This is a genomic window from Streptomyces sp. TP-A0356 (assembly GCF_001417775.1).
Classification (GTDB): domain Bacteria; phylum Actinomycetota; class Actinomycetes; order Streptomycetales; family Streptomycetaceae; genus Streptomyces.
In genome coordinates this window covers 126825-144419 of the sequence record NZ_BBZJ01000018.1, presented here as the reverse complement: position 1 = coordinate 144419, position 17595 = coordinate 126825, and the positions used below count along the sequence as shown (strand labels likewise).

Genomic DNA, 17595 nt, shown 5'->3' with positions numbered 1-17595 from the left:
GACAGCAGTACGAACGGCTGATCGCGCGTTCGATGCACCACTGCCGGTTCGGGTGATTCGCGGCATCCCACGCCGCCCCCTGATCAGCCGTCGCTACCCCGGGGCGGCTCGTGTCCGCGACAGAGGGTGGCGAAGAGCTCGTCGAACGGCGTCTCAAAGGCATGGGCGAGGGCATGCCACGTCTTGAGCGTGCCGACGGTGCGCCCCTGCTCGATCTCGATCACAGTGCGCCTGGCCAGGCCGCTGCGGGCCGCGAGCTCGTCGTAGCTCCACCCGCGGGCGGCCCGCAGTCGCGCCAGCTCCAGCCGTAGCGCGTCGAGGTCCGGATCGGGCGGCAAGATCGTCACCCGACCATCCGACGGGGCAGACCCCTGCCCTGTCAGTGCAGACCTCTGCCCTATTTCTCCCGGCTGCCCCGGCGGCGAGAGGGCAGAGCTCTGCACTACGGTGACGGCCGCCCGCCACAAGACAGGAGGGATCGGTGCCGGATCGGGAAGGATGGCCGCTTGTTCATGCCACTGCGCACCGTGCGTCCTGCAGCGCCGCGCGCCTGGACGGTGGAGCTGCGGTCCCAGTCCGGCCGACTGGTCATGACATGCCAGCAGTGCCCCCTGGCCAGCCGGCCGGTCACCGCGGCCTCCGCCCGTTCGGCGGTGCTGGCCCACCTCGCCCGGCACGCTCGCGGTGATCTGCGAGCACCTCATCTGCGGACATGCCACTGCCATGAACGCGGTTGCCGCTGGCACCGCCGCCACCGCGGGTGCGACGGTCCCATTCGCCTGCTCCTGGCCTGTGAACGTGGTGGTCGGGTATGGCGCCTCGTCGACGCCTGCGGCGCGTGCGCCGCAGCAACCGACCAGGCCGCTGTCGTCCCCGACACCGCCATTGTCGGCTCCCTCCACCCGACTTCCACGCGGCCGCGGCGCCCACGGCTCATGAGAGGGCCGGGCGAGCACGTGCGTGTGGGCGAGATCCTCAGCTACCTCGCCGTGGCCCTACCTTCGGAGGTGTCCGCCGAAGCAAGGCTCCTCGCCCTGCAGTGCGCGCTGCGCATGAACGCACAGATGAGGGTCGCCCTCCCTGCAGGCGTGCTGCACAGCCTTCGCGTCGGCGCAGCACAAGCCTGTCGCGAGTTGGAGCAGGCGCGGTGGCTGCGTCTCGATGACCCGCCCGGAACGGCCGGAACTGCCGCGCAACTACTTGATGCCGCACTGCTCGCCCAGCCACCCGCCCGTCCTGACCGAAGACGCGCCGCCGACTGGGCGCTGCGCACTGGGTGCCCGGCACGGATCGGGGTGGCAGAGCCACAGATGCAGCTCCTCGGTACCTCCCTCATCGCCCACACCGATCCGTCTTCAAGAGAAGGGCTGCGCGAAAGCGACCGGGTCCTACGTGACTGCGGTATGCCCGAACACGAACTCGCCCGCGTTCTGAACCGTTTGGCGGACAGCGGCGTTCTGGAGAGGTGGCAGATCTGCCCGCGCTCAGGCGACGTCCATTGGACTCTCACACGGAGGCGCTGAACTTGCGCTCGAGCCAGGTGCAGCTCCGGGCCGGATACAGGAAGGTGCTGGCGGTCAGGGCTCTTCGGCCGCACGCGATGTCCGCGCGTGGTAAGTGGGTCAACGCGGCCAGCCGCTCGACGAATACGGCGCGCTTGTCCTTGTGGAAGGTGCGGGAGGTGAGGGTGAGGCGATCGAGTTGGCGGTGGGCTGCCTCGATCAGCGCGGGGTGGCGGTGGCCGAAGCAGAGGGCTGAATCGCGGTTCGGGACCGGTTCCTTGGCGCGGAACAGGTCTGCGGGCGACGGAACGTCGATGCCCAACAGGCAGATCGTGGAGGGGAGATACTGCCGGCCCGCATGTGCCGCCAGGTGAAATTGTGCGGCGCCCGCGATGCTCTGCTGGAAATATGGTGGCCCGTGGGCACGACGCTGGTCAGTTCGACCAGGCGTCACCGTCTCGCCTGCCACGCGCGTCACACACATCGCGCGGCGCGCAGAACCAGGAGACGCCGATGACAGAGGCTGCCGACTCGCCGAACCTCCACATGGCCCCACCGTCGGTCTATCTCGATCCGTGGGTGCGGATCCGGCTGGCCTGCGCGGCGAACGGAGCGCAGCGCGACGCATACGACACCGCCGTGCTCGCCGCCGTCAGGGACGCTTCCGCGGCAGGTGTCGTGTTCCCGCTCTCGGCCACCCACTACACGGAGATCGGGAAGATCACCGACCCGCGCCAGCGGGCGGACGTGGCCCGGATCATGGCATCGGTCTCCCACTGCCGCACCATGCGTTCACGCCGTGTCCTGCTCCGGCACCAGATGCTGCACGCCATGCATGTGAGCTTCGGCCGACCGGCGTTCCGGCCCAGCCCACCGCGAGTGCTCGGCATCGGGGCAGCATGGGCGCTCGTGGGCGAGCGCGCCCCGCTGGTCCTGCGTGGTCCCTCCGGCGACGTCGACATGGACACGGTCCCGGAGCTCCGCGACTTGCTGCGCAAGGCCAACCAGTACGCCGAGTTCCAGCTGCTCGTGGGGCCCAGGGACGAGGAGATCGAGGGCCTGCGGCGGCTCGGGTACCGGCCCGAAGCTGTACGGGACGCTGCCCGGAGCAGGCTCGAATGGGAGCAGACGTATGCCGGGATGCTCGCAGACGATCCGATCAGTCGGCACGAACTGCGCGTACGGGTCCAGGCACGCGAAATCCTGCACGAGCACTACGAACTGCTCCGGGAGCTACTGGCCGAGTACCGCATCGACCTTCACCGGGAGATCGGACTCGACACGGCTCACCCGAGGTCGGGCCGGCCGCGCATGACCGCGTTCACGGACCGGATGCCGTCGGTGCGCATTGCCGTGGACCTGAAAGCCGAGCTGTTCAGCAACCAGACCAAGGCCTGGACGGTGAACGCCCTGTACGACATCGATGCGTTGGGCATCGCGGTGCCGTACTGCCACGTCGTTGTGCCGGACCGAGAGATGGCGAATCTGCTGTCACGGTCCAAGGCCGGTCCGCGTAACGGCACTCGCGTCGTCACGCGACTGCGGGACCTGCCGGGCGAGCTGGCCGACCTCCAGGCTCGGATCCGTACCGCCGACGGTGGCCGATCGGAAACCGACTGGATCGCTCCTGACGAAGACTTCTGCACCGACATGGAGGATCTGCGCGCGCTCGCACCGCGCCGCCCTGCCGCGTGATCGGGTGAAGGCGCCGACTGAGCTCAGCAGCCCCCGTGCCATGACCGCTGATACGTTGAAATGGCGCATTTCCGGGGCGCGGGAGTGTGGAGACGCCACGTCACACAACGGATCTGCGTCGGTCCGACGTGGTCACGGGCAGCACATGGGGCGGGGATGGCTGAAGTGAACGCGTTGGGCTATCGGCTGGTGCAGCGCAATGTGCGGCCCCCGCGTGCCCTGACTCTGCTGTGTTCGGGCGGGGACTGGCGGGCGGATGTACTGCGGATGGTGGAGTGCTATGCGCGCACGTGGGGTGGTGACGGCCACGGTCTGATCGCTTGCTCGCCCGAGTGGGAGGTCGCGGAGCCGTTCTGGAGGCTCGCGGAGGCTTTCGACGCGGATCACTGGGCGGTGTTCGCCCGGACAGGGCGGGGCCTGCAGATGTCGGACCCTCAGGCGTACGAGGCGCAGCTCGCCTCGATCGTGGAAGGGTGGGCCCGGGAGAACGACGTTGACGAAGCCCAGGCCCGGCGGATGCTAGAGCCTCAGCTCCTGTCGTCCGGGGGCGCGGGGAGGGTGGCGCCGCAGGAGCTGGGGGACCGTATCCGGCGGCGCATGGCTCCGCTGGCGTCGGCACAGGTCGCGGTAACAGCGGAGTTCCGGGCGGACGAGGCGCCGCCGCACCGGCTGGTGGACATGTGCGGGTTGACGTTTCAGCCCGAGCGCATCACCGGCCTCGACGTGGACGGGCTGCCGCCTGCGGTGCAGCTGCTCGTTGCCGCGCGCGCCGGCCTGGTGGCGCCGGGGCATCTGGCGCGGCTGCGAGAGCGCGGCGAGGTGGACCACGCCACCGTGCCGGTGGACCGGGAGGACCTGGTCCAGGTGCTGCGGTACGCGTGGACGGGCCGGCCTGAGACCGGCGTCGGTTTCACCGAGCAGGAGTTCCTGGACGATATGCCGCTGGCGCAGTCCCGGCTGGGCTGCTCCTGGTTCACCACGTTCGACGCGGACGCGGACAGCGAGCCGTTGGTGGTGATCTGCGGGGACGGCGCCGAGGACTTCTGCTACGCCTACACCCGCCAGCGTGTGGTGGGGGATGCGCACTGGCTGCCGGTCGGCCCGGACACCGCAGATCTCAGCCTGGAGCTGTATACCGAGTTGATGCGGCTCCTGTACGACCTTGCGGTGCCGCCGGTCTCCGCCCGTCCGGTCCTGCTGTCATCACTCACTCTCGATGAGGACCAGCTGCACGAAGTCCGTGACCGGCTGCTGGCCACGCCGTGGGGGCGGATGGCCGCCTCCGGCTCCCCAGGCCGTTTGGACGTGCGTGTCTGTGCCCCGTCGGATCTGCCGGTGCGCCGCCGCCTCCACCTTCTCGACAAGGCGCACGTCGGCGACACCTTGCACGAGCCGTTCCTTGGGACCGACCAGGCACGGAACGTCGAGATCCCGCTGCCCAGCGAGGCGGTCGGGGTCCAGCCGGACTCCTGCCGGTGGCAGGTGGACGTCCTGGACCCCAAAGCCGTCCTTCCTGCCCGGTGGGCCCTGAACGACGTGATCACCGCCGACGGCACCTCGTGGGGAGTCCGCTCCAGCACATCCGGTATCAGCATCGACTCCCACGGCCGGATCTTCACCGTCACCGGGACGTCCCTGGCCCAACTTCTGGTCCAGGTACGGCTGCGGGTTCCGACAGCCCGTCAGGTGTTCAGCACCCTCCTTGCGGGGGCGGGCGTCACCCTGGAGGAGTCCGACAAGGGCCGTTACACCCGTCGCATGATCGAACTGTGGGGAGACTTCGCGGCCCTGGCCGCCGATCTCAAGGAGGGTCCTGCCGCGAACCTGCTGTCCGGGTGGATCTCCGCCGGGAAAGAGCCCGGGCGGGTCTACCAGGACCGCAAGTACCTCACGCTCGCCGATGTCCGCATGATGACCGGCGGGAGCGAGGAAAGTGTCCGGCAGCTGCTGGATGGTTACCTGCAGCGGTCCATCGCGACGCGGGGCCTGCTGTTGACCTGCGGGCAGTGTGTCGGCACCGGCTTCTACCGGCTGGAGGACATCGGATCGCATTTCCGCTGCCAGCGCTGCCGGCAGCACAACCCGATCGTCCGGTCGGCCTGGAAGGGGCAGGAGTTGGAGCCGCAGTGGTACTACGGCCTCGATGAGGTCGCCTACCAGGGCCTGCGCTCGAACATTCATGTGCCGATCCTCGCTCTCGCGGCGCTCGCGGAGCCGGCGCACTCCTTCCAGCACATGCCCGAGGCGGTCGTCCGCCGGGACGGCTACCCGGACCTGGAGGTCGACCTCTGGGCCATCGTCGACGGCCGGATCGTCATCGGCGAGGCCAAGATCAGCGATCGTCTCGAGCCGACGAAACGCGAGGAAGCGCGGCGTTGCGCCGCCCTCAAGGGCCTGATCAACGATCTCAGCGCGGACGAGTTCGTCATGGCCACTACCGGCCCCGCGTGGGACCGGCGGACCGAGACCCTGGTGAACGAGAAGATTGCGCAGGCAGCCAAGGTCACCTGGCTCACCAGCCTGCGCTGATACCCAGCGCCGCTGCAGCACCACGACGCGCTCCGCCCCCCCGGGTGCCGCGCTTCAGCCTCCTGCCGTCGAAGCGCCGTGTCCGGTGATCGGCGGCAGCAACGGGCGGGGCAGACGGACAGAGTCTGTTGGCGTCAGCTGTGGCGACTGTGCTCGCCGGCGCAGTCAAGGGCTAATGCGTCCAGCCTTGCCGTGACGGACTCAACCCGATCAAAATCGAACAAGTGTGCAATAAGTCATGACGGTGAGTCTTGCGTGTCTGTAGCCTGTCCGGCACGCTGAAAGGACAAGTCCTCTGCAGACTGTTGACTGAGTAACGCCGCTGCTATTGAGGAGGAGCCAGCTGTGGAAGCGCTCTCGCCTCAAGGCGCTCTGCTCGTGGCGTGCATTGCCCGTCTACCGGAGCGTTCTCTGCCGAGGCATGCGTGGGCGGCCGAAGTCCTTGTGGAGCAGCTCTGGGCAGGCTCGCCTGGCGAGCACGCCGAAACGTGGCGTGAGGTGCTTGCTCCGATGATCGGGCAAGGGGGCGTTGATGCGCGGCGCGTGCGGGCCGAGATCTGGGAACTCGCGCGTTCGGGCGCGCTGGTGCCTGTCGGTGCGGGAAACGCGGCGAGGTACGAGACGGCCGACTTCGCCGAGGCTATGGCCGACAGGGACCTGTCACCACAGGAGGGGCAGGTTGTGGAGTTCGCTGTGCGTCAGCTGACGGCCAGACTGTTGGCGCTCTCGAAGACGGCCAGCGCGGCGCTGTGATCCAAGCTGGGGACCGTTGCATCCTTTCCCAGTCGGCGCCATGAGAGCGTCTTCTTGCGGTGCGTGGTCAGGATGATCCCTCCCTCTTTGGAGGGTTTCGCTGTGATGCGCACGCGGGTCTTCGGGTTGCGGAGGAATGGCGCCTCCCAGGTCTGTTCCTCGGTCTCCTGCCAGTCCGCGATGCGGATCTTGGCGATCTGGTCGCTCATCTCCCGGGCCGTCTGGAAGCGGCGGGCCGGGTTGGGGTCGGTGGCTTTCTGGACGAGCTTCCGCAGCGACTTGCACACCCATGCGGGCAGGACCGTGTCCTCTTTGCGCAAAGGTGGCTGGCCGGCCAGGAGTGCGTCGACCACGTCGGTGGTCGTGTACGAGGCATAGTCGAATCTCCCCCGGAGCAGTTCGAGAAGGACCACGCCGAGGGAGTACAGGTCGGAGGACCGGGTCAGTGCCTCTCCGGTCAACAGTTCGGGCGGAGCGTACAGGTGAGGCGCGTTTACACAGGGAGCTCTGCCTGTGTCGTCCATGGCACCGGCCAGGCCCAGGTCGCCGATCTTTACCGTGTCGGCGTCGCCGGTGAGGAACAGGTTCGGGCTCTTCACGTCGCGGTGAAGGATCTTGTACCGCTCATGCATCTCGGCCAGGCCTTGCAGGGCCGCGCGGATGATGCGCAGCGACTGGGCTGCTGTGAAGTGCTCGCCCTCGAGCATCGCGTCGGTGATGCTGCCTTTCTCGTAGTAGGGCATGAACACTTCGACTACCTGCATGGGCGCTTTGTAACTGGGGATGCTCGCGACCGAACGCACCTTCACCACGTTCGGGTGGTTGATCATCTCCATGACCCGGGGCTCCACCAGGTCCGCGCCCTGGACTTCGGACAGGTCAATGCGTTTGCCGACCAGCCACGTCTCCAGGACCGGATCCAGCCACACGCGCACCTCACGCAGGCCGCCCGGCATGCTGTGGAGGCACTCGTAGTCCAGGATGAGCGGTCTCTCGCGCTCGTTCACTGCCCTTATCCTTCGCTGCTCTCGCTGGACATCTCGACGACGTAGGCCTTGGCCGCGGCGAACGCCTGCACGCGCCCGGCCGCCCAGTACAGGGGGAGCTGAGCGAACCCGGCCTCTTTGCAGTCGAACGAGGCCAGCTTGGGCGCAGGGACGCCGACGAGCTTACCGATTCGCTCCGTGCTCCACTCTTCGCATGTGACCCCCTGCTCCACGCAGGACAGCATGAGTGCCGAGATCAGCGAGATGCGGTCGAATGCTTCGCGGTACACCCACTGGTTCTTCCTGCGGGTCGCCACGATGATCACGGCGTCGGGCTGCAACACACGGATCTCCTGGGCGATCCTCTGGTGGGTGTCCCCAAGTCGCTGAGCTCCCGTCAGGCCGAGCGCGGGCACCAGGCGTTCCGGGGCCCCTGGCGGGTGAGATATGTCCTGCGTGCCCTGGGCGGCAGTGAGTGCTCCGTAGTGGATCGCGCCTGCTGAGACAGCCACACCCAGGACCTTCATGCGTCACGTCTTTCCGGGAAGTCCCGACCTGCGGCCCCTGCGGGCAGGCCGGTTGTGAGCGGATCATTGTCATGCCTGCGGCGGTTAGCCGCGCCAGCTACCCCTTGATCAACCGCAGGTCGGGCCGCACGGGCGCCGACTGCCTGCCGCCTCCGTCGACGCCGATAGGGACCAAGCCGAAGACGTACTCATTGAGTTCCTCAGGATAGATGTTCAACTCAGCCGCGACATCTGCCGGCGACATACTCAAGGGCTGGCGCAGCGCCTCGAACACCTTTGCGAGCAACTGGCTGCTCTCGCGGACAAGGGAAGATCCCGGCTCGTCACGGCGGTATCCCCTGCGCGCGAGCTCCTTGACGGTCTGGGTGTAGCGCCATTCGGAGAGCAGCTCGAGCTTGCGCAGCCGGTAGGTCAGGGCCATGGCCGACACGCCCCACTTGCGCTTGGCGCTCAGTATCCGGTCGAGAGAGGCGTTGTTGAGCCTCTGGGCGAGGATCCCGGCCCGCGGCATGAGGAAGGCGGAGGCGAAGTCGTTGGCCTCGCCCTCGGAGTCCCGCCCGTGGGGGATGCGGTGCTCACAGTGCAGTACGAGATGCCCGAGCTCGTGGGCGGCATCGAAGCGGCCCCGTTCCCCGGTCTTGCGGGTGTTCAGGAAGACGTAAGGGGTGCCCGCGTTGATGGTCGAAAAAGCGTCGATGTCCAGGCAGTCCGACGGCAGGGAGAACACACGCACACCGTTGGCCTCCAGCAGGTGCACCGTGTTGGGGACGGGCGCCTCCCCCAGGCCCCACGCGGCGCGCACCTGCTCGGCCGCTGCCTCCGGCTTCAGATGGGGATAGGTCGGCACGTTCGGCCTCGGCAGTTTGAACAACCCTGTCAGCCAGGTGTTGAGCGCCACGGCCACGGCCCCTGAGCTCAGCGCGCTGTCACGCTCCGAGGCTGTCATTTTCGACGGCGCCCTGAAACTGACCGCGTCCAGCTGCAGTTGAGCCGGCGGAGGAGCCTCGAAGAACGCGACCGGGTAGTGAAGCGCGGCCGCGAGGGAGGAAAGCGTCTCCGGCGACGGCGGTCTGCGGTGGTTCTCGAACGCAGTGATGCTCTGCGCCGAGAACCCAGACCGACGGGCCAGCTCGGCCAACGTCATCCGTCGCCTCTTACGGGCAAGGACCAGCCGTTCAGGGGTGAACACTTTCCTCAGCTCCCACGTCCGCACTTCTACATTCCGGTCAGCCCCCCAGCAGCTCCACGACAACGTCCGGGCCGCTGTCGTCGCCCGGATCGTCCAGCAGCGCGATGTCCGCACCGGGGTCGCCCAGGTCGGGCAGCACCAGAGGGATGCGCTCCTGCCACTCATCGACGAACTTCCCGTTCATCTTGATCGGCAGGGACAGCTCGGCGGAGATCACTCCCTTGTCCCACTTGTAGAGCAGGCACCACGTCGGGATCTGGTCGAGCTCACGGCCGTACAGCACCTCGTCGTGGCTGAGGAACGCGAACTGGCCATTCCTCTCCACCAGGCGGGCCATGGCAGGACCCTTCGGGTTCTTCGACTTCACCCGGGCATTCAGATCGCCGACGCCTCCCTGGGCGCTGATCGCCGTGACCGCGTGACTCATGCTGGGGTGGATCATCCGGAGGATGCTGTCCCGCGAAGTGTGGCCCCACCCGTCCGGGTGAAGCGTCTCGGCGAGGTACCGGTTGGTGCGGCTCCAGAACGTGAACCCGGCCATGGCCGGCGCGTCGAAGTCGGTGCAATTGCGGACATCGGCCGCCGCCAGGTCGAGCGCCCCATGGAAGAGGTCATTCGAGAAGTCGAGCTGCGCGAGCCGCTGCACGCACCACTCGGGATCCAGGTTCTGCACAGCCCCTCCAGACAACCGTGGGTTTCAAAAACCATACCTCATTCGAGGTGGCGTTTTTGAAACCGCGATCATCATCGCATGTCAGTTCGAATATGTCATCTCGTCGGGTCCCCGCCGCGGACGTCCGTCTGGGACCGAATGCCAACGGGGGATGTGTGACAGGGCACTCGTGATCATCTTGCCTCGACGGACTTCTCGGGTTTCCTCCGCCCGGGGCAAGCGGCTTCCGTCGCCCCCAGAGGGCGTGCCTGATCGTCCCTGATCGCTGGTCCGCCTGCGGGAGCGGTCAGGCATCAGAGAGTTCGGCGAAGGCATGCTCGTCGAGGGCCTGGCTGAGGAGTTCGTGCAGGTGGGTGCTGGCCCGGTGCATGTACGGGGGCAGGCTGTGGCCGAAATCGCGGAGTGTCGCTGGGGAAGGGGTGCGGAAGACGCGTCGGGCGGCAGCGGCAGGGTCCGGGCTGTCGAGGACCTCGCTGATGACGGTGAGCTTGGCGGCCGCGGTGACCGGATCGCGTTGCTGTCTGGAGCTGCTCGGTGACGTGCGGCGCCACGGGTAGAGGAAGCCGCAGTCGGAGCGCTGCCAGCCGACGAGGCTGTCGGCGTCGTCAAAGTGGTCCCAGCGCATGGAGACTTCGTCGCCGTCGAAGCGCTGCCGGAGGGCCGGGTCGGTGCTGGTGAAGACCTGGACACGCAGCGCGTGAGGTTCTTCGAGGAGGATCCTCAAGGTCCGCAGGTCGTCGTACCACTGTTCAAGGTCGGGGTGAGCGGCCGTGTCCTCGGCGTCGAGCCGGACCAGGCGTTGATGGATGGAGCGCAGGGCGGGGTCGGTGACGGGCGGCGTTTCGATCTCCCACAGGGGCCGGCCACAGCGTTTGCGCTTGGCGCGGCGCCGGCCAGGCGGCGCGAGAGCGTTGTCGTCGCGCCGCAGGAATCCGGGGCATGTGCCCGGGGCGTCGCCGCGCAGGAGGGAGGGGGAGAACGGTGAGCCGCAGTCCGGGCAGTAGGACGCGGTGTAGCAGTCATGTGTGGGGCACATCACCGCCCAGGAGTGGTACCACCACAGGGGCCATCGCTCTGGAGGTTTCAGGCACTGGGGGCAGAATGCCCAGGTCTCTTCCGGGGCCCAGCGGAAGTCGGGATGGCGCGGCACCCTGCCCTCGCTGCGTTTGACGATGCCGAAGAGAGTCATGGCACGCAGCTGCTGGGGGTCGAGGCCGGTTGCGGCGAGCAGCGGGAGTGCGGAGGCGAGGGGGAGTTCGGCGGTGTAGCGGGCAAGCCGGGCTGCGTGCGCGGTCGCTGGCTCCAGTCCGAGCCGGGCCATGGTCTGGGTACGGTCCGTCTTATATTCAGCGGCCAGGTGATCGACCCAGCTGAACAGTGATTCGCAGGGCTGCGGAAGCGGGACGACGGGCAGCCTGCGGGGCGTCGTCCGTGCTGGCTGAGGGCCGTCCTCACCTGTCGGGTGCGGCTGCGGCATGGGGATCCTGTTCGGTCTGGTCGATCCGGGACGGCGGCAGGCGCAGCGGTCGCTGGGAGCGGAAGGGTCTTCGCGATATGAAGTTGTTGCTGGAGGGGCCGGGATGGTGCTCGGGTGTCAGTGTCCGTCGGGACCGCTTGAGCGTGGCGAACTCGCCGGGGCCGAAGACATCGTCGAGGAAGCGGTGCAGCCGGACACTGGCAGCTCGTGGATCGGGTGACCGGTACGCAGTCAGGTAGCGGCGCATCCTGACGCGGCTGCGTATCTCCAGCAGCTCTTGGGCGGTGGCGCTCATGTCGTGAGAGCCCAGGATTTTCCCGAGCACGCTGAGCCTGCAGGCTCTGGTGATCGGGTCGCGGTAGGACAAGTGGGTGCCGTCGGAGAGCGTGCGGCCGGGCTCCAGGAACCCGCTGGAGTCGACCACGTAGCCCGGAGCGGTGATGCGCTGGGGTGAGTAGCGGCGCTGCAGGACGGGATCCGGGCTGTCGAAGGAGCGGACTTCGAAGACAGGCCGGTCGAAGAGCGCGTTCAGTACGTGGTAGGTGCGCAGCCACAAGCGGGGCCGGCCGCGGGAGGTGAGACCGTGCCGCAGCTGGTTCACGGCATCGAGTACGACGGGATCGCTGACCGGCGTGGTGTCGATCTCCGACAGGGTCATGCCGCAGTGCTCGCGGCGCGTGCCCGGAGGCAGGAGGCGGAGGTAGGGGTCGCGAAAGCCCCTGCACCGCAGTGCGGAGCCCCAGCGTGAGCTGGTCCTTTCCGGCGTGAACGGAGTGTCGCAGCGGGGGCAGAAGGAGACCAGGTAGCACAGGTGCACCGGACAGGCCACGGCCCACGGCTCGTACCACCACAGCGGCCAGCGGCCCCCGGGGGCCAGGCACTTCGGGCAGAACGCCCAGGTCTCCTTCGGCATACGGGACGCTGAGATGCCGGCGTAGGGGGGCCCGATGTCCTCGAGTGTCATCAAGGCGAGTTCCCGGGTGGTCAGGCCCGTCGCCGTTCCCACGACCCGGGATGCCTGCGCAGGCAGCTGCATCGTGTAGCGGATCAGATCCCGCGCGGCCCATTGCGGCGCGGTCTGTATCAGGCCCAGCGTGTGCATCATCGGGCCGCGGTGGACCTCGTAGGTGTGGGCGAGGTGGTCGACCCAGCTGAAGAAGGACTCCCCGGCCAAGGGCAGCGGGACCACCGGCAGCCGCCTGGGCAGCCCCCAGGGGATGCTTCGGTAACTGACCTGCGTGGGCACGTGAGTTCTACTCTTCGTCGTGGTCCTGGAACAGCTCGTACGGCTGGACGCTCAGGGCCTGGGCGAGGGCCGGGATCCGGTCGACGGACACGCTGTGGACGGCGGCCTCGACCTCCGCGTAGAAGGAGCGGTCCATACCCGCCGCCTGGGCCGCCGCGGTCTGGGTCAGTCCCGCGCGCCGGCGCAGGGCCCGCAACCGGGCCGCGAAGGCCAGCCGCTGGGCCGGGATACGGCCGGAATCGCTGTTCGCCACAGAGGAAACCGTAGTACGGTCCCAGGTTTGTAGGAGATCTCCTACAAACGGTGGGTGTGGAGGGGTGCGTGCGGGAGGGCGGACGGCCGCGGCGGCTGCCCGCGGTGCTGGTGCCGCAGGCCGGTGAGTCGTTCGCGTCCTGGCTGGCGAGAGCATCGGTGGACTGGGAGCTCTCCCCGGGGCGTGCCGCGCAGGCCATCGGGCTGGAGTGCCGGCCAGGCTCAGGGGTATGGCCGCCGTTGTTCGGCATTGCGCTGACGCGCCGTAGCCTTGCCGGGGCCGAGGCGGCCACGGGGCTGGACGCGCGCACCCTGCAGGCCATGCAGTTGACCCGCTACCGCGGGACGGTGCTGGACTTCGCCGGGTGGAATCCGGCGGTGGACTCCTCGCTGGCGCCGGTGGTGCGCCGTGAGTGGGCGCTGTTCACCTCCAGCCGCGCCTGCCCGAAGTGCCTGGCCGAGCGGCCGGTGTGGCCGTTGTGGTGGCGTCTGGGCATCGCCGCAGTCTGCCCGGTGCACCGGGTGCTGTTAGTGGATAAGTGCCGCCGCTGCGGGGCGCGGGTGGGCCGCGGCCACAACGGCCACCCCCGCGGTCTGATCACCCGCCAGACGGTGACCGACCCCGCGCGGTGCTGCAACCGGCGCCCGGCGCAACGGCAGCGTCAAGCCGGACTGTGCGAGCAGCGGCTCCAGGACCTGCCCGCGGCGCCGATGCCCGCCGCGCTCGCTGACCTGCAGCAGCGCGTGCTGGCCGTCGCCGACGGCAGCGAGGCCCAGGTCGCCGGTGAAACGGTGGAACCGGCCGAGTTCTTCGCCGCGCTGCAGTTCACGACGGCGGTGATCCGTCTGGTCGCCTCCGCCGACGACCTCTCCTCTTGCGCCGCCTTATCCGAAGCCGAGGGCCTGGCGGAGGCCTTCTTAGCCGACCTGTGGGTGCGCGAGCGGGCACGGCAGGGAGGCGCGGGGACCCAGCTGGGGGCCAGCCCTGCCAGCGCGGCTCACGCCGCGAGCGTGCTCGCACTGAGCGCCACGGTGCTGTTCGCCCGTGACCGCAAGGCCGCCGGGCAGGCGCTGGCCGACTGGACACGGCGCGCGGCGAGCCAGCGCCGCGACCCCGGCAAGAGCGACCCGCTGCGGCCCCTGTCCCCTCCGGCGTGTCTGGACGCGCTGGTCCGAGCGGCCCGGTCGCCCTCCTCGCGGGTCGCCGGCGCCCTGGCCCTGCGCCCCGCACCCCGGATGCGGATCACAGCCCGGCATGTGCCGCATCTGGTCGACGCCGGTGACTACACCGACCTGATCGCCCCTCACCTGCCCGGCACCGCCCCGGTCAGCGGCCGACGCCTGGCCGCCGTGGCGCTGGTGCGGCTCGGGGGCGCGGCGAGCTGGCCGCGGGCCGCCGCCGACTTGAACATGAACCCCCAGCGTGCAGCCCGCGTAACCAACACCCTCGTCCAGCGCATCAGTGACCCGCGGGCCTTCTGGGCGGACATCGAACGGCTCGGCGCACGCATGAAGGAGCGGGGCTGGGTCGACTACGCCGCCCGGCGGGAGACGCTGGCTGCGCTGACCGCGGTGCCGCACGCCGTCCTGTATCCGGTGTGCCGGCCGCTGGAGCACGACGTCACCCTTCAGCGGCGGCGTCACGCCGCAGCTTGGGTGTGGCAGCACTTCACCGGAGGCGATGTACGCGAAGCGCCCGCCTACGCCGCCGAGTTGTGGCCGCAGACGAGCACCGAGTCAGTGCGGGAGGGCTGGCGACGCTTCGACGCCTGGATCCCCGCCCCTGTCACCGCCTGCCTGACTTCCTTCGGGCTCAGCCTCCTTCAGCACGACGTGCCCGATGCGACAGGAGGGGCGTGACCCCGAGAAGACCACAGACCCTGCGGCCGCTGCGGCAAGCCTCCCATCAGCTCTACTTGCACTTCTACGACGCTGGCGGCACTGAGCGCCTGCTGCCCGCCGACCAGGCCCACGACATGCGCTTCGAGACTTGCCTGCCCGCCCGCGACTTCCCCACGTACGAAGGCCAGCAGCACACTCCCGGCTCCTACTGGGCGGCCAGCAGCGACACCATGCTGGACTACGAGAGCTACCTGGAAGCCCGCTGGATGAAACTCCTCGACTTCGACGCGAAGGTCGCCTGCTTCTCGGCCCAGCCGTTCATCTTCGAAGGCACCGACGGCGACAGGACGTGGAGCCACTACCCCGACCTGTTCGTCCGCCGCACCGACGGCTCCGTCCTGCTGCTGGACGTCAAGAACCCCGAACAGATCGACAAGCCCCGAGTACGCCTCCAAGCCGCCCGGACTCAGGCCGCCTGCCGGCAGCTCGGCTGGGACTACCAGATGGTGGGCGAGCCGGATCCACAACTGTGGGCCACCGTCGAATGGCTCGCTGGCTACCGCAGACCCCTGAACGCCGCAGCCCCCGTCGCTCACGTCCTGCTCTTCCGCGCCCTGCAGCCCCTCAGCATCGCCGAACTGCTGTCCCTGTGGCCCGAGCCGGACATCGAGCGGGCCGTCACCTACCACCTCATGTGGCACCACCGACTGCTGTTCGACGTCACCCGCCCGCTGCGCGACCACACCATCGTGTGGGCCGCACCCGACCCGGAGCACACCTGATGGACCAGCGCTACCGCATCGCAGCCGAAGACTGGATCGAGTTCGAGGAGGAACAGCACCAGGTCACCGGCCTCACCGGTGCACTTGTGCGGCTGCGCTCGATCTCCGGACACCATCAGACGATCATGCTCAGCGTCCTGCTGACCGATCCCTCCTTCCGCGCCCTGGCCGCCCCGCCCGAGACCGTCGACAACACCGCCGCAGGCCTGGACCCCGGCGGTGTGCTGGCGACCCTGAAGGACGAGAAGGCTCGTGACGACGCCCTGGAACTCGAAGCCCAGCTGCAGGAGGCCACTACCGGCTACCGCTCGGGCTCAGAGTTCGACGCCGCACCCGGTGAACCCCGCCCGCAATACGACCCCGGCCTCCCTCTGACCGAGCGCGTCGTGACCAAGGCCGGCGAGCTGCGCCTGACCGAGCGCCGCGTTTGGCAGCTGATCGAGGCGTGGGAGGAGAAGGGCCTGTGGGGGCTGGTCGACGGCCGCAAAGCCCGGCTGAAGAACCCGCTGCGCAACATCGACGAACGGGTGATCACCGCGATCCGCGAACAGGCCGCCGTCGAGCGCCTCGACAGCTCCTCCAGCGTCTCCACCCGCTTTAGGCGTCGCTGCCAGAACCGGCTGGACGCAGACCACGGCACCGGCGCCGTCCCGCTGCCCAAACCGGACACGTTCCGCCGCGTGGTCAAACTCCTGCTGCACCGCAGCCCCTCCGACCCCGCCTACCAGCGGATCTCGGACGCAGGCCAGCCCGACCGGACCTTCGGCCACGTCATCGCCCACCGGCCCGGCCAAGTCGTCATGCTCGACACCACCCCGCTCGACGTCCTGGCCTACGACCCGGCGACGAACGACACCTACAACATCGAACTCACCGTCGCCATCGACGTCGCCACCCGCTCCATCCTCGCCTGGCGGCTCACCCCGCTGGGCACCAAGGCCATCGACATCGGCCTGCTGCTCGCCGACGTCATGACGCCCGAACCGATGCGCCCGAAGTGGGCCGACGCCCTGCGCTACCAGATGCTGCGCATCCCCTACGAGCGCCACCTCAGCGTCGACGAACGCCTCGCCGAAGCCGCCGCCCGGCCCATCGTCTACCCCGAGACCCTCCTCTACGACCACGGCAAACCGTACAAGTCCGATGTCGTCAAGCGCGCCTGCCGCACATGGAAGATCGACCCGCAGGACGCCCGCAAACTCAAAGCAACCGACAAACCCCAGGTCGAGCGGCTGTTCTTGACGATCCGTGAGCAGTTCTCCATGCACGTCGCCGGGTACAAGGGCTTCAACGTCGCCCACCGCGGCAAGAACGTCGAGCAGCAGGCCCGCTGGACTCTGGACGAGATCGCCGAGTTTTTCGCCGAATACGTCATCGCGGTCTACCAGAACCAGCACCACCGAGGGCTGCACCTGCACGGTTTCCCCGACCTGCACGTCTCACCCAACGAGGCGTACGCCATGGCGCTCGGCTCGGCCGGCTTCGTCGACTGCCCCAGAGATCCCAACCTCTACTACGAACTGCTGCCCATCGCCGACAACGGCCGCGTCATCAACCCCTACGGCGTCGAACTCAACTACCTGGTCTACGACGCCCCGGTGCTGTACCAGTTCCGCCGGGCCAAGTCGCCCTACGACAACGGGCTCTGGCCCATCCGCTACGACCCGCGCAACCTGCTGCACGCCTACTTCCACAACCCCCGTGACAACACCTGGCACACGTTGGGATGGACCAAGGCTCTCAGCGACCTGCAGCCCTTCACCGACATCACCCTGCGGGAGGCCAAACGCCTGGTCGAACTGCGCGGCGGCGACCCGAAGGACAAGGAGTACCAGGAGCAGATCGCCGAAGCCCTGCGGGACCTGCAAAACCGTATCGACGCTCCCGAGACGTGGACCAGGACCGACCGCAAGCGCCATACCCGTGACCGGCACCGCGCCGACGCCCAGGCCCAGGACGAAGCACGCTCCACCCCGGCGGCCCCCGCGCCACCACCGCGTCCCGTTCCACCGGCCGCGAAGCCGACCGTTCCCGCCCTTCACGCCGTTCCCGACCTGTCCGGCGAGGACGACGACTTCAACCCGCACGCCGTCCAGCCCGCCGAGGTCTGGAGTCCCCGAACCAGCCAGGAGGGCTGACCCC

At 68.6% G+C, this 17595-nt stretch carries 14 protein-coding genes and 1 pseudogene; 6 read left to right on the top strand and 9 right to left on the bottom strand.

All coding sequences use genetic code 11. The features are described 5' to 3' along the window. Positions 1–83: 83 nt before the first annotated feature. Positions 84–347 (bottom strand): helix-turn-helix transcriptional regulator, encoded by a 264-nt coding sequence (locus ASC56_RS15855; protein ID WP_055492059.1) that lies wholly within the window; start codon positions 345–347, stop codon positions 84–86. Positions 348–1614: 1267 nt separating this feature from the next. Next, a pseudogene (locus tag ASC56_RS40625) lies at positions 1615–1818 on the bottom strand (hypothetical protein); the annotation flags it as partial. A gap of 197 nt (positions 1819–2015) precedes the next feature. On the opposite strand from ASC56_RS40625, the gene ASC56_RS15845 reads away from it, so the two are divergent. The 3 genes from ASC56_RS15845 to ASC56_RS40620 all read left to right on the top strand — a co-directional run bounded on the left by ASC56_RS15845 (position 2016) and on the right by ASC56_RS40620 (position 6479). Beyond that, a complete protein-coding gene (locus tag ASC56_RS15845; protein WP_055492057.1) occupies positions 2016–3197 on the top strand; it encodes a hypothetical protein in 1182 nt (393 codons plus the stop codon). A 156-nt stretch (positions 3198–3353) separates the two neighbouring features. Then, positions 3354–5726, top strand: coding sequence for a hypothetical protein (locus tag ASC56_RS15840; RefSeq protein WP_159039657.1), 2373 nt, complete (start codon positions 3354–3356; stop codon positions 5724–5726). A 345-nt stretch (positions 5727–6071) separates the two neighbouring features. After that, a complete protein-coding gene (locus ASC56_RS40620) occupies positions 6072–6479 on the top strand; it encodes a hypothetical protein (protein ID WP_159039656.1) in 408 nt (135 codons plus the stop codon). Here ASC56_RS40620 and ASC56_RS15835 read toward each other — a convergent pair. The 7 genes from ASC56_RS15835 to ASC56_RS40615 all read right to left on the bottom strand — a co-directional run bounded on the left by ASC56_RS15835 (position 6425) and on the right by ASC56_RS40615 (position 12830). Next, positions 6425–7435 (bottom strand): protein kinase, encoded by a 1011-nt coding sequence (locus ASC56_RS15835; RefSeq protein ID WP_159039655.1) that lies wholly within the window; start codon positions 7433–7435, stop codon positions 6425–6427. The genes ASC56_RS40620 and ASC56_RS15835 overlap by 55 nt on opposite strands. Positions 7436–7491: 56 nt before the next feature. Continuing rightward, entirely contained in the window at positions 7492–7977 is a 486-nt protein-coding gene (locus tag ASC56_RS15830) for a hypothetical protein (protein ID WP_159039654.1), read from the bottom strand. Positions 7978–8089: 112 nt separating this feature from the next. Beyond that, the gene (locus ASC56_RS15825) at positions 8090–9181 is read right to left on the bottom strand and encodes an ImmA/IrrE family metallo-endopeptidase (RefSeq protein WP_055492249.1); all 1092 of its coding nucleotides are present in this window, start codon (positions 9179–9181) and stop codon (positions 8090–8092) included. A 37-nt stretch (positions 9182–9218) separates the two neighbouring features. Next, on the bottom strand, positions 9219–9854 hold the full coding sequence (locus ASC56_RS15820) for a hypothetical protein (RefSeq protein ID WP_055492053.1): 636 nt from the start codon (positions 9852–9854) through the stop codon (positions 9219–9221). Between the two features lie 286 nt (positions 9855–10140). Continuing rightward, positions 10141–11331, bottom strand: coding sequence for a TniQ family protein (locus ASC56_RS15815; protein ID WP_079102524.1), 1191 nt, complete (start codon positions 11329–11331; stop codon positions 10141–10143). Further along, the gene (locus ASC56_RS15810; protein ID WP_055492051.1) at positions 11306–12577 is read right to left on the bottom strand and encodes a TniQ family protein; all 1272 of its coding nucleotides are present in this window, start codon (positions 12575–12577) and stop codon (positions 11306–11308) included. The genes ASC56_RS15815 and ASC56_RS15810 overlap by 26 nt, the downstream gene beginning before the upstream one ends. 7 nt (positions 12578–12584) lie before the next feature. Further along, positions 12585–12830, bottom strand: coding sequence for a helix-turn-helix domain-containing protein (locus ASC56_RS40615; RefSeq protein WP_055492050.1), 246 nt, complete (start codon positions 12828–12830; stop codon positions 12585–12587). A 68-nt stretch (positions 12831–12898) separates the two neighbouring features. Here ASC56_RS40615 and ASC56_RS15800 point away from each other — a divergent pair, with 68 nt between their 5' ends. From ASC56_RS15800 to ASC56_RS15790, 3 genes are read left to right on the top strand one after another with little or no spacing between them, the layout of a single operon-like run. After that, on the top strand, positions 12899–14689 hold the full coding sequence (locus tag ASC56_RS15800; RefSeq protein ID WP_055492049.1) for a TniQ family protein: 1791 nt from the start codon (positions 12899–12901) through the stop codon (positions 14687–14689). Then, positions 14686–15453, top strand: a complete 768-nt coding sequence (locus ASC56_RS15795; protein ID WP_055492048.1) for a TnsA-like heteromeric transposase endonuclease subunit — start codon at positions 14686–14688, stop codon at positions 15451–15453. Before ASC56_RS15800 ends, ASC56_RS15795 begins: the two co-directional genes overlap by 4 nt. Continuing rightward, positions 15453–17591: a DDE-type integrase/transposase/recombinase gene (locus ASC56_RS15790; RefSeq protein ID WP_055492047.1), complete on the top strand. Its 2139-nt coding sequence runs from the start codon at positions 15453–15455 to the stop codon at positions 17589–17591. Before ASC56_RS15795 ends, ASC56_RS15790 begins: the two co-directional genes overlap by 1 nt. Positions 17592–17595 lie beyond the last annotated feature (4 nt).

What these genes read in the sequence shown, in the direction of transcription:
- ASC56_RS15835 (WP_159039655.1), bottom strand. Translation starts at nt 7,435, where the DNA reads ATGCCGGGCGGCCTGCGTGAGGTGCGCGTGTGGCTGGATCCGGTCCTG.
- ASC56_RS15790 (WP_055492047.1), top strand. Translation starts at nt 15,453, where the DNA reads ATGGACCAGCGCTACCGCATCGCAGCCGAAGACTGGATCGAGTTCGAG.
- ASC56_RS15815 (WP_079102524.1), bottom strand. Translation starts at nt 11,331, where the DNA reads ATGCCGCAGCCGCACCCGACAGGTGAGGACGGCCCTCAGCCAGCACGG.
- ASC56_RS15840 (WP_159039657.1), top strand. Translation starts at nt 3,354, where the DNA reads ATGGCTGAAGTGAACGCGTTGGGCTATCGGCTGGTGCAGCGCAATGTG.
- ASC56_RS15845 (WP_055492057.1), top strand. Translation starts at nt 2,016, where the DNA reads ATGACAGAGGCTGCCGACTCGCCGAACCTCCACATGGCCCCACCGTCG.